General features: G+C 44.2%; 10 protein-coding genes. 4 read left to right on the forward strand and 6 right to left on the reverse strand.

What is annotated here, in order from left to right; genetic code table 11:
* Positions 1 to 84: 84 nt before the first annotated feature.
* Positions 85 to 6,270: a helicase-related protein gene (locus DYI03_RS10755; RefSeq protein WP_115367969.1), complete on the forward strand. Its 6,186-nt coding sequence runs from the start codon at positions 85 to 87 to the stop codon at positions 6,268 to 6,270.
* A 110-nt stretch (positions 6,271 to 6,380) separates the two neighbouring features.
* Here DYI03_RS10755 and DYI03_RS10760 read toward each other — a convergent pair whose 3' ends face one another.
* From DYI03_RS10760 to DYI03_RS10785, 6 genes are all read right to left on the reverse strand, one after another.
* A complete protein-coding gene (locus DYI03_RS10760) occupies positions 6,381 to 7,385 on the reverse strand; it encodes a nucleotidyl transferase AbiEii/AbiGii toxin family protein (protein WP_021668848.1) in 1,005 nt (334 codons plus the stop codon).
* Positions 7,370 to 8,077: a type IV toxin-antitoxin system AbiEi family antitoxin domain-containing protein gene (locus tag DYI03_RS10765; RefSeq protein WP_021668849.1), complete on the reverse strand. Its 708-nt coding sequence runs from the start codon at positions 8,075 to 8,077 to the stop codon at positions 7,370 to 7,372. The genes DYI03_RS10760 and DYI03_RS10765 overlap by 16 nt, the downstream gene beginning before the upstream one ends.
* A gap of 90 nt (positions 8,078 to 8,167) precedes the next feature.
* Positions 8,168 to 8,476, reverse strand: coding sequence for a helix-turn-helix domain-containing protein (locus tag DYI03_RS10770; protein ID WP_008449194.1), 309 nt, complete (start codon positions 8,474 to 8,476; stop codon positions 8,168 to 8,170).
* Positions 8,464 to 10,527: a bifunctional DNA primase/helicase gene (locus DYI03_RS10775; RefSeq protein ID WP_021669140.1), complete on the reverse strand. Its 2,064-nt coding sequence runs from the start codon at positions 10,525 to 10,527 to the stop codon at positions 8,464 to 8,466. The genes DYI03_RS10770 and DYI03_RS10775 overlap by 13 nt, the downstream gene beginning before the upstream one ends.
* A complete protein-coding gene (locus tag DYI03_RS10780; protein WP_021669139.1) occupies positions 10,524 to 10,922 on the reverse strand; it encodes a hypothetical protein in 399 nt (132 codons plus the stop codon). Before DYI03_RS10780 ends, DYI03_RS10775 begins: the two co-directional genes overlap by 4 nt.
* 51 nt (positions 10,923 to 10,973) lie before the next feature.
* Positions 10,974 to 11,390, reverse strand: coding sequence for a hypothetical protein (locus tag DYI03_RS10785; RefSeq protein WP_036857307.1), 417 nt, complete (start codon positions 11,388 to 11,390; stop codon positions 10,974 to 10,976).
* Positions 11,391 to 12,180: 790 nt separating this feature from the next.
* On the opposite strand from DYI03_RS10785, the gene DYI03_RS10790 reads away from it, so the two are divergent.
* The 3 genes from DYI03_RS10790 (at position 12,181) to DYI03_RS10800 (ending at position 14,393) form a co-directional block, all read left to right on the forward strand.
* Positions 12,181 to 13,413 (forward strand): site-specific integrase, encoded by a 1,233-nt coding sequence (locus DYI03_RS10790; protein WP_021668766.1) that lies wholly within the window; start codon positions 12,181 to 12,183, stop codon positions 13,411 to 13,413.
* A gap of 25 nt (positions 13,414 to 13,438) precedes the next feature.
* Positions 13,439 to 13,906: a DUF1896 domain-containing protein gene (locus tag DYI03_RS10795; protein WP_115367970.1), complete on the forward strand. Its 468-nt coding sequence runs from the start codon at positions 13,439 to 13,441 to the stop codon at positions 13,904 to 13,906.
* Between the two features lie 139 nt (positions 13,907 to 14,045).
* Complete coding sequence (locus DYI03_RS10800; protein ID WP_115367994.1) at positions 14,046 to 14,393, forward strand: hypothetical protein; 348 nt, start codon at positions 14,046 to 14,048, stop codon at positions 14,391 to 14,393.
* Positions 14,394 to 14,702: the final 309 nt, after the last annotated feature.

Consider the following 14,702-nt stretch of genomic DNA (forward strand, 5'->3'; position numbering starts at 1 on the left):
ACTCAGAGATAAAACAAATTAGTTGGGAGATAGGAAAAATTATCTTCCGACTAATTTTTCCTCTCCATCTTAAACAGAAAAATTATGGCATACAATAAGAAAGCAGTCTTGGAGGGCAATACGGAAGCCATCCGTGTGATCCTCCGATTAGAGAAAGAACGCCGTGAAGCCACCGAAGCCGAGAAAGTCCTGCTCAGAGGTTATCAAGGTTTCGGTGGTCTGAAATGCGTGTTGAACCGTTGTGATAATCCCGATGACCTCCGCTATTGGAGCGCATCGGAGCAAAACCTGTTCGCGCCTACCCAAAGGCTCAAACAGATGATTTACCGTGATGCCGTCGATGCCAGCACCGCCAAACGCTATTGGGAGAGTATCAAGGCAAGCGTACTGACCTCCTTCTATACCGACACCCGTATCGTCTCCGCCATTGCCGATGCCCTTAATGTCACCGATGTACAAATTAGAAGGTGCTTAGATCCATCGGCAGGTATGGGAGCCTTTACCGAAACCTTTGCCAAAAATGCAGGCATGGTCGATGCGATGGAGAAAGACCTGCTGACGGCACGCATCACACAAGCCCTCCATCCTTACGGTAAGGAGAATATCTTTGTTCGCCAAGAACCCTTTGAAGCCATTGGTGAACTAGAAGACAAGGACAAGTACGACCTTATCACAAGTAACATTCCCTTTGGCGACTTTATGGTCTATGATCGTAGTTATAGCAAGGGAGAGAATATCCTTAAACGGGAATCCACCAGAACCATTCACAATTATTTCTTTGTGAAAGGGCTGGACACTATCAAGGAGGGCGGACTTCTTGCATTTATTACCTCGCAGGGCGTATTGGACAGCCCCAAGAATGAAGCCATCCGCCGTTACCTCATGCAGAACAGCCGGCTTATTTCCGCTATCCGTTTGCCTTCGGGTATGTTCTCCGAGAATGCGGGTACGGATGTTGGTAGCGACCTCATTGTCCTGCAAAAGCAGTCGGGCAAGGAAATTGGTGAGGGCATCGAACAGCAATTTGTACAAACCACCTCTGTTCCCAAAGGCGACGGCTTTTCTATTGCGTTTAACCATAACTCCCTCTTTGAGGGCGAATGGAAGGATATTTCCCACCGCACGATTGCCACAGAGCGCACGATGGGTACAGACCCTTATGGTAAGCCCGCTTGGGAATACACGTTTGACGGCAGTATCGAGGATATGGCTGACAGCCTGCGTACACAGCTCTCTTTGGAAGTGGAGCAGCGTTTCGATCGTAAACTCTATGAAACCGGCATACCCATGACCGAGGAGGAATGGCAGGTACACGTGGACAAGATGGTGCAGAAAGTGCAAGGAGGTCTAAAAACAGAACAACCACCTCTGTTACAAGAATCCAAGGATAAGGAGGAAAAGAAAGAGGATAAGGAAGATGAAAAAGAAGAAGAAAAAGAAGAAGAAAATGCTTACAATTTGATGCCCGACAGCACTAAGAAGCAACTTCCCAAACTCTATGCAACGGAAAAGCAACTCATCGGCGACCGCACAGCATACGCTCGCTACTTTTTCCCTATGGGAGCCTATACCGCCTATATGCTGGAATACGACCCCAAGGAACGCATCGGCTTCGGAGCCGTTACGATGGGCTATGGTTGGGAACTTGGGTATATGTCCCTCAAAGAAATGGAGGAAGTCAAGATACACGGATTGGGTATAGAACGGGACTTATACTTCAAACCCACTAAATTGCACGAGATAGCAGAACTGGAAGAGATTGTCAGAGGACAATACACTAAAGAACCCATCATTGAGGAAATCAAGGATGAAAGCCGTCAGGAAGTGCAGAAACCTGTACAGGAAGACAATCAACCACAAGCAATGGTAGAACAAGTCGAGGAGGTTTTGAAAGTCGAAGAAGCTGCGCCAGTTTTACATACAGAGCCTGAAACCGAACCAGCCCCAGAAGGTGTCCCCGTAATTACCCTTCAAAGACAATACGAACAAGAAAGCCGTGAAATTCGCACAGACGTGGAAGCCCCACGCGAGATGAACGGTCAGACGGTATTCTTTGATGAAGACCATCATCCGATTATGGATAGCACCATAGAGACAGAAGCCATGGAACAGTTCTTGTTTGCCCCAGAGGAATATAGTCTTTGGACACAAGATGTAGCCCGTGTAAATAATGAAATCAAAGAGGCTGCTCAACAAAAGAAGGTCAGCGATAACCAACCACTTTCTGCGAGCAGGCAACCCAAGCCGGCAAGAAGCACGCCAAGCAGTTCCCGCAGAAGCAAGAAAACTGCATCTGCTCCCGTCAGAGAGCCCTCGCTCTTTGACTTTATGGAGGAAGCCGAACCTCGCAAGCCACAGCCCATAGCAGAGGTTAAGAAAGAGTTTGATGCTTCACCGCGTCCGTTCCTTTCTTCTCCCGACTCACATTTGCGTGACGGCTCGATAGTCGTACAGAATGGGCAGGTAGGTTTCCTGTCTGACTTGAAACGACATCCTACCTTCAACCCGATGGACTTACCCTTTGCTCAGCTCTCACGGCTGAAAGCATATATTGAGATTAGGGAGAGTTATCACCGACTCTATGATTATGAGGCGAACAACCAAGCGGAGGACAAGGAAGAGCGTGAGAAACTCAATCGGCTTTATGACGGCTATGTAGGTCGTTGGGGGTACTTCAACCAGAAGACAAACACCGATGTCATCAAGATGGATGCCACCGGAGTGGAAATGCTGTTCTTGGAACGCTCCGAGAACGGCAAGTACATCAAGGCGGACATCTTCGACCATCCGACGGCTTTTTCCACCTCCGAACTGTCCATAGCTTCAGACCCGATGGAGGCATTGGGCGCATCACTCAACAAATACGGCACGGTGGAGCTTGACTATATGAGTTCTTTGCTTCCCGATATGGAAGAGAGCGATATGCTTTCTGCTTTGGAAGGACGCATCTTCTACAATCCCGAAGAGGACAGCTATGAGGTAGCCGACAAGTTTATTTCTGGCAATGTGATTGAAAAGGCGGAGCGTATCGAGTCGTGGCTCTTGGATCATCCGGAGCATGAGGAAGCGAAACAGAGTCTGACTGCCCTGCGTGCCGCCACTCCCACGCCCATTCCCTTTGCTGATTTGGATTTCAACCTCGGTGAACGCTGGATACCCGCGAAAGTCTATGGCAAGTTCGCCTCGGAGTTCTTCGAGACGGACATCAGGGTGAGTTATCATTCTAATATGGACGAGTATGCCATTGGCTGCGACCAAAAGAACGGTAATATCTGGCACAAATATGCTGTACAAGGTGAGTTTAGACGCTATGACGGACTCAATTTATTGAAGCACGCACTTCACAATACCATTCCTGACATTAACAAAAGCAAGACCATACTTGATGCGGAGGGTAATGAGAAGACGATTAAGGTTCGTGACGGTCATGCCATACAGATGGCAAATGCCAAGATTGAGGAAATCAGACAAGGCTTTGTAGATTGGCTCGGACGGACACCCGACACGTTCAAGGAGCAGCTCTCTGACCGTTACAACCGCCTTTTTAACTGCTTTGTGCGTCCCAACTTCGACGGTACGCATCAGTCGTTTCCCGACCTCGACCTTAAAAGATTGGGCATACAAGACCTTTATAAGAGTCAGAAAGATGCCGTGTGGATGCTGAAGACCAATGGAGGTGGTATCTGCGACCACGAGGTCGGTGCAGGTAAGACGCTTATCATGTGTACAGCAGCCTACGAGATGAAGCGGTTGGGATTGGCTAACAAACCGATGATTATTGGACTCAAAGCAAATGTATTCGATATTGCCGACACTTTTCGCAAGGCTTATCCCAATGCCAAGATACTCTATCCGGGAAAGAATGACTTCAGCAAGCAGAATCGCCAACGCATCTTCAATGACATCAAGAATAATGATTGGGACTGCATTATCCTCACGCATGAGCAGTTCGGCATGATACCGCAAGCATTGGAGATACAAGAAGCGATTTTGCAGAAAGAAAAAGATTCTGTAGAAGAAAATCTTGAAGTGCTCCGTATGCAGGGAGCGGACATCTCCCGTGCCATGCTCAAAGGCTTAGAAAAACGTAAGCAGACCTTGGAAGCCAAGTTACAGGACATTCAAGACAGCATTGCCGAGCGCAAGGACGATGCCGTGGACTTTAAGATGATGGGTATTGACCACCTTTTTGTAGATGAAAGCCACCAATTCAAGAACCTGATGTTCAATACTCGCCACGACAGAGTGTCGGGCTTGGGCAATCCGGATGGCTCACAGCGTGCGCTCAATATGCTCTTTGCCATTCGCACCATACAGGAGCGGTCAGGCAAGGACTTGGGAGCAACTTTTCTTTCGGGAACTACTATCAGTAATTCGCTAACAGAATTATATTTGCTCTTCAAATACTTGCGCCCGCAAGCCTTGGAGAAGCAGGGCATTAACAGTTTCGACGCATGGGCTGCGGTCTTTGCCAAGAAGTCCACTGACTATGAGTTTTCCATCACCAATGAGATTATTCAGAAGGAACGCTTCAGAACCTTTATTAAAGTGCCTGAACTTGCCTCGTTCTATGCGGAGATTTGCGATTTCCGCACAGCAAAGGATATAGGCATCGATCGTCCCGAAAAAAACGAGATACTCCATAACATTCCGCCGACACCTGAACAGGAGGAGTTTATCGGCAAGTTGATGGAGTTTGCCAAAAACGGTGATGCCACGCTTTTGGGGCGTGCGCCGTTGAGCGAGAGTGAGGAAAAGGCAAAGATGCTGATTGCAACTGATTACGCCCGCAAGATGAGCTTGGATCTACGCATGATAGACGAAAACGGGTACTCAGACCATATCGACAACAAGGCAAGCCATTGTGCGAAATTACTCAATGACTACTATCAGAAGTATGATGCACAGAAAGGTACGCAATTTGTGTTTTCTGACTTGGGTACTTACAAGCCCGGTGGGGACTTCAATATCTATTCTGAGGTGAAGCGTAAATTGGTAGAAGATTATCATATCCCGTCTTACGAGATACGCTTTATTCAGGAGTGCAAGAACGAGAAAGCCAAAAAAGCGATGGTAGAAGCGATGAATCGTGGAGACATCCGTATCATCTTCGGTTCTACTTCTATGCTTGGAACGGGTGTCAACGCCCAGCAGCGTGCGGTGGCGGTGCATCAACTTGATACACCCTGGCGACCCTCAGATTTAGAACAGCGCAATGGTCGGGCAATCCGTAAAGGCAATATGGTTGCCAAAGAATTTGCGGACAATAAAGTTGATGTGATTATCTATGCCGTGGAGCGGTCGTTGGACAGTTACAAGTTCAACCTACTACATAACAAGCAATTGTTTATCAATCAGTTGAAGACCAATACGCTCGGTAGTCGTACCATTGACGAGGGTTCGATGGACGAGGATAGCGGTATGAACTTTTCAGAGTATGTTGCCGTGCTATCTGGTAATACGGACTTGTTAGAGAAAGCCAAACTCGACAAGAAGATTGCCACGCTGGAATCCGAGCGTAAGAACTTCCTCCGTGAACGTGATGCCGCAACGGGAAAGTTGGCAGAGATTGACAGCTCCGTGTCTTTCCATTCAGACAAGATCAAGGAAGCCAAGGCAGACTTGGCGTGCTTTGAGAAGCGTGTGGAGCGTGACAAAGAAGGTAATCCTATCAATAAACTTGTCATTAAAGGTGTGGAGGACAGTACGGACATCAAGGTCATTGCCGCACGCCTGCAAGAAATTAACGACAAGGCACGCACCAAGGGCGAGTACAACAAAATCGGAGAGATTTATGGCTTTTCCATCATGGTGAAAACGGAAAGTACCTCAAAGGATTTGTTTGACTGCTCCATGAATCGTTTCTTTGTCAAAGGGCAGGAGAGTATCTACTATACCTATAATAATGGTAAGTTGGCTACCGACCCGAAACTTGCGTGTGAGAACTTCTTGGGTGCGCTGGGGCGTATCCCCAAGGTGATAGAATCGCATGAGAAGGAGAAAGAAAAGGTTGCAGCCAATAAGGAAATCTATACTGCTATTGCTAATGGGACGTGGAAGAAAGAGGACGAACTTCGCTCGCTCAAAGGGCAGGTGGCAGAGTTGGATAGGAAGATTGCATTAACGCTTTCAGCGGACAAAGAAGATAAAGAAGAACAGGGAAATAGTCTGTCCGAAAATGAGACTTCTATATCAATAAAAATAGGCAATGAACAGACACAAGAAGCAGATAATCGCTCACAGAGTTTTCGTCCGAAATGGCGGCATTAAAACATCTAATTCCGAAATAATGTACCCCAAAAGTTTTGTTTCTAACTTTTGGGGTCTTTCTGTAAAACAAAAGAGATTTTCTTTATGAATATTCGTTCTTTCCTAAATGTTTAATTCTCTTGCCGTCCTAAATCAATATTTTCTATCGAGTGGAGAATCTTGGTGAAAGAGGATTTTATATTGTCTGGTGATGGTATCTTACGGTATGCGATTTTAGATAAATTCTCAATATATTTCGGTGTCAGAGAACTCCATATATTTTCAAAGTCTTTTATCAAGGGAGATTGATTTAGGTTATCCAAAAGTTTCCAGCCTCTTGGCTCATCAAAGGCTTGCTGATCGTGTTTTATCAGTGTTGTCAAATCTGGCACAAACGCATCGCTGGAAATATAGTTTTGTAATTGTTCTATGCTTAGGAGTGCATCCAAATCATAGAAGTGACGTACTTTGGATGTCAATGATGCCAATGGAGTGTCGCTCATTGAAAAACGAATAAGCGATACGACTTTCTCACATAAAGTTTGTCTGAGTGACAACACATTTAACTCAAAGGGTGTAAGATTATACAGTTCTATAAAGGAACTCATTCCCTTCTTTCTTAGAAATGTAGTTACAAATGGCTCAATTATTCGTATTTCATGGGGAAATGGATTGGCAAATGCACTGATTTCCACTATAATTCTTGCTGGTACAGGGTTGGATAATTCATCCAATCCTACTTGAGTATTATAGAGAAAAGCTTGTTTTCTATATTTTGATCCTTTGGAAATATCGCTGAAATCTAAATCCTCTTTCAAATTAGCTGTAACTTCTTTCATGAGGTGCGAAAGTAGCATTTTTACTTGATTACCACTCATGTGTTCGCTTATGACGGCAAAATCTACATCTTCGGAAAATCTGTTTATCAGTTGATAAGCCTTAGACAAGGACGTACCACCTTTGAATACTATCTGTTCGGTATAACTACTTTCAGAAAGAGCACGAAGTATGGACGATATGTAGTAATCCTTCTCTACCAGTTGGATAGGGATGGTGAGCTCCTCAGAAGCGGCATGAAGCAGGTCTCTGAAATTTTCTTTTTCCAAATGCAGTTGTTTGGCTATTGTATGTTCCATTGTTTTTTTGCGAGTGATGGTGAAAGTCCAATCCTAAATTGCGTTAGCGGACTAAGCGATTGATATAATTTATCTGTCAATGATTTGTCAGAAAGCATCGAACCCAGCAGGGCACGAGTTAAAGGAGAGTATTTCATCGAAAGTTCCACTATCCGCTCCTGTTCTTTTTTAGAATAGGCATTTATTAAATTCTTCAAACGAGAATAGGATTGGTCAACAGTCGTATCGGGTATCTTTTTTATCCATTTAAGGCAATCCAACAGGCGTAGCATATCAATAACCTCCTTGTTTATCTCATTCTTTTGTATTACAAACCGAACTGCATACATACCTCGTTTTCTATTTCGACGAGGGAAGTTTGTCCCAATTTCGAGGGTGGTAGATTGCTGTGTGGTAAGTCCCAATAAGTTGAAAGCGTAGAATCCTGTCAGATAACCTACAGGGCGGTTATCTTTGTATAATAAATCCCGAAATCTTTCTTCCATAGTAGGTCCGACTTCTCCGAAAGGTGTTATTTTAGGTTTATAGTAGAGACCCGGACTGAGCCGCTCTATTTCTCCTTTTTCCACAAGTCTTCGTAAAGTCATCACTGCTGCTTGATGCTCGGTGTGCAAAAGCCCTAAGTCTTCTAACTTAAAGACTTTTCCCATTTCGAATTCTGATATTTTCTTCTTAATACCCTTGCTTGTCATACAATTCAATCTTTGTGCAAAGATACACATTTTGTTATGTAAACGCAAGCATTTACATAACAAAATACATATTCATATCGTGAAAGATGATTACCATTCATCACGCTTGCGTAGCATTTCGTCTATCTCTTCACGAAGAAAAAGAAGTCTTCCGTTAGCTTTTAGGTATGGTATCTTATGGGCCCAAACCCAGTTGTAGATGGTTTTTTGCTCCACTTTGAGAATTTTCGATACGTCGATGATGTCAAGATACTCTGGTTTAAGAGGCGGATGGGTAGTTGTATCAACAGACTGCTCTTTCAGTACAAGCAGTTGATCGAGTTTATTCTCGACAGTTTTCAATCTGTCAAACAATCGCTTGCACCAATCCTTTTCTGAAGTATGTTCTATGTATGGCATAATTCTCCTTTTTGATAGTTACCACTTGTGTCTTGCGACAAGATACGCTGCTCCTTCATATAGGCAATGTACTTCTTTGCCGTTCGATCCTTGATTTCCATTTCACGCATCAACACATCGCACAACTCTTGATATGATAGCTTTAGTTTGGCACGGAATGCAGACTTTACGACAGCCAACAGTTCATCGGTCTTGCGTTTTTCCTTATCCTCTTTCGACTTTTCTCCACGATAAACGTGCATATCGGCTTCCTTGTCCCATCCAAAGAGCATTATCGGCACATCTAGCGGGCTTCCATCACGCACTTTCAAAGCCTTGACGACCGAGTATTCGGGATTGTCATCTTTCTCGATGGAGAGAATGCCCGCAGCCTTACGTTGCAGCTCCGAGCCTATATGTCCCCTTAGTTTAATGCCATTAGGTACAAAATGGAGTACACAAATGATACAAGTATTGTAAATGCCTGCTAAGCGGTAGAGTTCATCCACAATGGCTATACTCTCCGTTTCGTCGTTGGCGGAGCGTATCAGGTCTGCTATACCGTCAATGACCACAAGGTGTATTCCCCCGTGCTTGTGATGGAACAAGTCCATACTTTCACGAATAATCTTCAGTCTGTCCTTGCGTGATAGCGATGCCAGATAGAGAGAATGATAAAACTCAGGCACGGACTTGATACCAGCCCTGCGAAGCGTCTTCTCCAAGTTCTTATAGAGTTGTGCCTCGGACTGTTCCGTATCATAGTGAAGAACTGCCAAACCTTTGAGGTTGGCGGTTACCTCCAATCCCAAGGTTTGCTCTGCCTTTAATCGTTCTCTCCCAAGAGTGCCGGCAAGGATGGCGGCAATGTAGTTGCTTTTGCCTGTTCCTTCTCCACCTGTGATACAAAACAGATTGTCCTGCGTACCGAGCGGAACTCCATTGACAGCCACCACAGACTTCGAGGCATCAGGAGGGTTATCATAGTCAATTTCACAAGAGCGCAGCATCATCATCGTCTGTGCATACATATTGGTGAACATATCATTAAGAAGCACTTTCAAGTCCTTTGCTTCATTGCCCAAGGCAAAGAAGTCCGATATATCCTTCTCCGACTTACCCCCTTGCAATGGTAAGGTTAGACTCAATACCTTGTATTGAGCAAGTGCATCTGTCTGCCGTTTAGCTTCTCTTATGCCTGTCTCATCAGAGTCGTACAATATAATAATGTGGCGAAAGCGGAGCTGTAACCCTTCGATGATATTCTCTGGAATCTGTGCCGTCTCACTGTTGAAACAGATGGCATTGAAACCATGAGCCGAAAGTGAAAGCACGTCTTTCTCCCCACCTGTGATGAAAACAACATCCCCTTTGCTGGGCAGCTGCTGGAAGCCAAAAACATAGTCGTTCACTTTCTCACCCCCATAAAGAAAGCGCAGCTTACTCTTAGGGCGATAGACTTTTACAAACTTCCCCATACTGTATGCAAACATCGGATCTTCATGTGTTGAACCAAGTGTAAACGGCTTACCCTGATTGGAGACAGATTCATAGCGAGCAAGCGACTTTACATAAAAACGTTGCAGAGTCTTAGTATCAATACCATATTGCTCCCAATAGTCTAGTTCTTTGACATTGAAAGATTGCTCAATTAGCTTGTACCACTTTTTACCTTCCATCTTCTTGAGCTGGTTAGGTGGTTGTACTAAGGTTGGTTTACAAGGCTTCATCATCATTGTGTGGGGATTACTATGTTCTTTCCTTTCAATGCAAATATTCAGCTGCAAGTCCCGATTTATGGTTTCAAGCACCTTAACAAAGTCTTTCCTCACGTCCAGTCCGAGCATTGTGGCTGCAAACCAAAAGCAGTCGCCGGAGTAGGCATCGTTGCCAAAGTCCTTCATTCGGTAGCAGCCGGACTTGTTGTCGAGATAGATATTGCACGATGCACGCTTGTCGTCATACAAAGGATTTCGAAAATTGCGCTTTGGCACAAAGTCGATGGGCATATAGAAGCAGAACACATCCAGTCCTTTGTTGGTTCGGCTTAGTATTTCTTCTTTGATGTTCATAGTTCCTCAAATAAAGTTTGACCATTTCCCATATATCCTTTAAGGACACCATCCTTGTAGGCGTTGAGTCGTTGCAGGGCTTCCACCCGTCTGAAACCCTTGAAGGAGGCACGTCCGCTCTTGACGGCGACGTAAAGTCCCTTGAACGGATAAGCAACGTGGTTGCATGATATATACCTGAACGGGATTGCGTTGGTGTCCCTCCATCGGGCAAGGGATGCCCGCGAAATGCCCAAGAGTCTGATGACGTCGGAGGAACTGAGTTCCATCTTATCCTCCAAAACGGAATAATCGCGTCTCATTTCCACGATAAAGCTGGCTATTCGCTCCATGTCGTTCCTTAGTGAGCGTAACTCTGCAATTACCGTCTTTTGTAAATTATCTTCTTCTGTCATATGCTACTTCTCTTTTCAGTTTAGGATTGAATTGTTGCTCTCCGTGGATTATCATCCGTCTGGAAATTCAGAGTCCTTCCCCAATTGGTGCAATAACTGCATAAGATGCTGCTTAAATCTTCTACTGTCTAGCTTGCACAGCCGATTGAGAATAACGATGAGATCTTCCTGCTCCATTGTGGAGAAGCGAAGGCTTTTATGGGGTGTGGTTGCAATCATGGAATCAATCATTCCCTTTGGGAGATGTATCAGCAGCACATCCATATCGAAGGCTGCGGCACATCTTGCATAAGTGTTGATACGAAGGTCGGTCTGCATCTTGCAGTGTTTCATAAAGTTGGAATATTCCATATCGGCATAGCCTGCCCTTAGCTTGCAGTTTTTGCTGGCGGAGAGCATGATTTCAAGCGTCGGAAGTACAACGTAGAATTTTGCGTTACTTCCAGAGTTTTGTTTCTTTGTCTTCATATGTATCCGTCTTTTTGTTAGAAATAATGCTGCAAAGTTCTTAACAAATAGGGCTTTAGAAAGAATATTAAATTGCCAATATTGGCATTATATTGCCATTTTGCATTTTTAACATTATGCGTTATTTGTTGCCCAATACGTAGGCGAAAATCTTTAGCCTGCCATATCAATCAATCACATCTTTGGGACTGTCAGTGCATGGTGCAAGGTCTATCTATATATATAGACTTGCACCATGCACTGAAAATTGTAGCCAAAAGATTTCTAAAACATTTTCCCACAATAATTTGGAGGATGTTCTACTTTTTTGTACTTTTGAACCCAAGAAATGCAAGTGCGCATTTCGGGTAGCAGTATCTGCGAGTACTCTCAAAATACTCTGTTGTGGCTACAATATGGCTACAATTAAAAAGGATAAAAAAATAAAAGACTATGATACAAGGAGTTGCAGCGAAATGGTCATTTTCCTCTCTCTCCGCTAATAGGCTTCAAAAGGGCTTCACAAGGGTTGTCAATTTAGCCTTCAAAAATTAGCTAATCGTTGTAAAATCAAGGTTTTACAACGATTTTTCTTTGTATATACCTCTATCGCCTGACGGCATAACCCTATGTTTTGACAATCATCATTCGGTCAAATTCTGCTACATAAACTGCTACACAAAAATTGTAGCAATAAAAAATGTAGCAATGACGGGATTTTGAATACCATATTGACGGCATCAACTCTTTCTTTTTCAATGTATTAAGTATTAACTTTGCAGCCGAGTGCTACACAAAAGAATGATGCATTATGAGAACAAATTTCAAGGTGTCCTTCTACCTACGTTCAAACTATGAGAACAAAGAAGGAAAGTCGCCTGTAATGCTCCGTGTATTCCTTAACGGAGAGATGGCAAATTTCGGATCTACGAAAATCTTCGTGGACAAGACAGTATGGAACAATGCCACAAGTCGGCTCAAAGGTCGGACGGCTGAAGCTTTATCCGCCAATGCCGCATTGGACTCTATTTCTGCTACACTGAATAACATCTATCACAAATTTGAGGACGACTCCTCCCTGTCATTGGAGAAAATCCGATCTTATTTTGTGGGAAAAGACAGAGAGTATACAACTTTCCTCCCTGTATTCGACAGATTCAACGAAGACATCAGGCAACGCGTCGGACATACCATCAGCAAAGACAGCCTACAAAAGTACAGCGTTTTAAGAAGGCATTTCGCAGAATTCCTTATTCATAAGTATGGAAGAAAGGATGTAGGACTGACAGAGTTCACACCATCCGTGGTACAGGATTTTGAGTTATATCTGAGTACAGTGGCAGGTTGCGCTTACAACACATCAGTCAAGAAGATGAAGGCACTCAAGACCGTAACTATCTATGCTCAAAAACGTGGTTATCTTCTTCACGACCCCTTCCTCAATCATCGTTTTCACTTGGAGCCTGTCAATCGAGGTTTTCTCACGGATGAGGAAATTATGAAGATAGCCAACAAGGAAATTGCTATTCAACGCTTGGAGTTAGTAAGGGATGTTTTCATCTTTTCATGTTTCACAGGTCTAGCATATATTGATGTTTCCAATCTCACACCAGACAATATCGTAACACTTGATGATAAGCAGTGGATTATGACCAAGAGACAGAAAACAAATGTGGAGACAAATGTTTTATTGCTTGACATTCCCAAGAGTATCATTGCCAAGTACAGTCATAAGACCTATCGGGACGGCAAACTATTTCCCATCCTAACGAATCAGAAAACCAACGCATATTTGAAAGAAATTGCCGACATTTGTGGCATCAAGAAGAATCTGACCTTCCATCTTGCCCGACATACGTTTGCAACCATGTCGCTCAGCAAGGGTGTTCCTATGGAAAGTGTATCGAAGATGTTGGGGCATACCAACATTAAAACTACACAAATTTATGCCCGTATAACCAATAAGAAGATAGAACACGATATGGAACAATTGGCTGGCAAGTTAGACAAGTTCAATGTTGCTATGGGCATCAACTCAAAATAATGTAAAACCCTAAACCAAGAAGATTATGACAACAACAAAGAAAGAGCTTTCTTACTTCCGTTTGAAGTTAGAGAACTACCTCAGTGAGCATTTCCCCGAAATGCTGGGTGATAAACCATTCATAACGTCAAGAGCCGATGAAGCCCTTACTGCCTACTGCGATGCTGCGGCACAAGGCTTCTCGCATCCCGAAGCAGAGACCATGGCAAGTGAAGTCTTGTATCGAGGACTTCATTTTTCCAAGTATGACACACTTGTATCTGTCTTAGAGAATGAGTTCGAGAAAGAACTTCCTTCTCCACTCCCCGAAAGACTAACACCAATGCTTCTGAAGAATAAGGCTGTGCAAAGCGTTTTCGATAAGTATGAACTGACAGACGACTTTGGCGCAAATCCAGAGTATGAGAAACTCTACACCGAACTGACAGGGACAATCGTTCTGATCATCGAGGTCAATGGTCTGCCAACGATAGGCGGTGAGAACATGGCTTGATGTAGCACTATTCGGAGTTTTTGTAGTTTCAAGAGCCAAGATAAACGCTCCACTCCACACGCCAAGAGTTTTACAAACACTTGTCTTTGGGTCGTTAGAGCATCTTGTTATCGCTCTTGAACTATTAAAAGCCCCGATTATGAAAACAATCATCATGAATCAAGATATTCATCAGCCCGCCTTCATCAAGGCAGACGCATCGTATAAAACCGAGAGGAACAGGCAGCCGCCGACTTCTCCCAAGCAAGTCCGCCGCTTCGGTTGGACACGCTTCATCGAACTCGCCGTTCTGCTTTCCATCGTTATCGGTGCCATTTGGCTGATCTCAAAGATAGTAACGCCACAAGTCGTAACTGTCGTGTCAGTCATTGCAGGCTTTCTGATACTACGCTTTATAGTCAGGGTAATTCTGAAAGTGGCATTTACGCTGCTGAGCATTCTCTTCTGGCTGGCGATTCTCTGTGCCATCCTGCTCTGCGTGCTTTGAGAAGCACAGCTCTGTAAAACCTTCGTTTTATTTCATCAGGTGGTTATCTCGCATTTTGAGATAGCTACCTTTTCTATATTCCACTATGAGCGTTGCACTTTTGCTTCTTTTCCGATGCTCCACAATATGCGATGACAAGAAGACGGATGCTAGTCCCTTTTTATCCGCAAAGGTAGTACGGGGCTTGTGGCTTTCAAAAGGTCTATGCCGCTTGGTTTGTCTGGAAAATCTCCACACCTACGGGTAGTATTTTCCGACAAAACCTTGTGCAAGCCTGCCCCGCTACCTCTATTTTGCTACAAAAAGGAA

The sequence above is a fragment of the Prevotella disiens genome (genome assembly GCF_900454955.1).
Taxonomy (GTDB): domain Bacteria; phylum Bacteroidota; class Bacteroidia; order Bacteroidales; family Bacteroidaceae; genus Prevotella; species Prevotella disiens.

Bases quoted from the DNA above. Each gene is read 5' to 3' on its own strand.
- DYI03_RS10795 (WP_115367970.1), top strand. From the start codon at position 13,439: ATGACAACAACAAAGAAAGAGCTTTCTTACTTCCGTTTGAAGTTAGAG.
- DYI03_RS10785 (WP_036857307.1), bottom strand. From the start codon at position 11,390: ATGAAGACAAAGAAACAAAACTCTGGAAGTAACGCAAAATTCTACGTT.
- DYI03_RS10755 (WP_115367969.1), top strand. From the start codon at position 85: ATGGCATACAATAAGAAAGCAGTCTTGGAGGGCAATACGGAAGCCATC.
- DYI03_RS10780 (WP_021669139.1), bottom strand. From the start codon at position 10,922: ATGACAGAAGAAGATAATTTACAAAAGACGGTAATTGCAGAGTTACGC.
- DYI03_RS10760 (WP_021668848.1), bottom strand. From the start codon at position 7,385: ATGGAACATACAATAGCCAAACAACTGCATTTGGAAAAAGAAAATTTC.
- DYI03_RS10775 (WP_021669140.1), bottom strand. From the start codon at position 10,527: ATGAACATCAAAGAAGAAATACTAAGCCGAACCAACAAAGGACTGGAT.
- DYI03_RS10800 (WP_115367994.1), top strand. From the start codon at position 14,046: ATGAAAACAATCATCATGAATCAAGATATTCATCAGCCCGCCTTCATC.
- DYI03_RS10790 (WP_021668766.1), top strand. From the start codon at position 12,181: ATGAGAACAAATTTCAAGGTGTCCTTCTACCTACGTTCAAACTATGAG.
- DYI03_RS10770 (WP_008449194.1), bottom strand. From the start codon at position 8,476: ATGCCATACATAGAACATACTTCAGAAAAGGATTGGTGCAAGCGATTG.
- DYI03_RS10765 (WP_021668849.1), bottom strand. From the start codon at position 8,077: ATGACAAGCAAGGGTATTAAGAAGAAAATATCAGAATTCGAAATGGGA.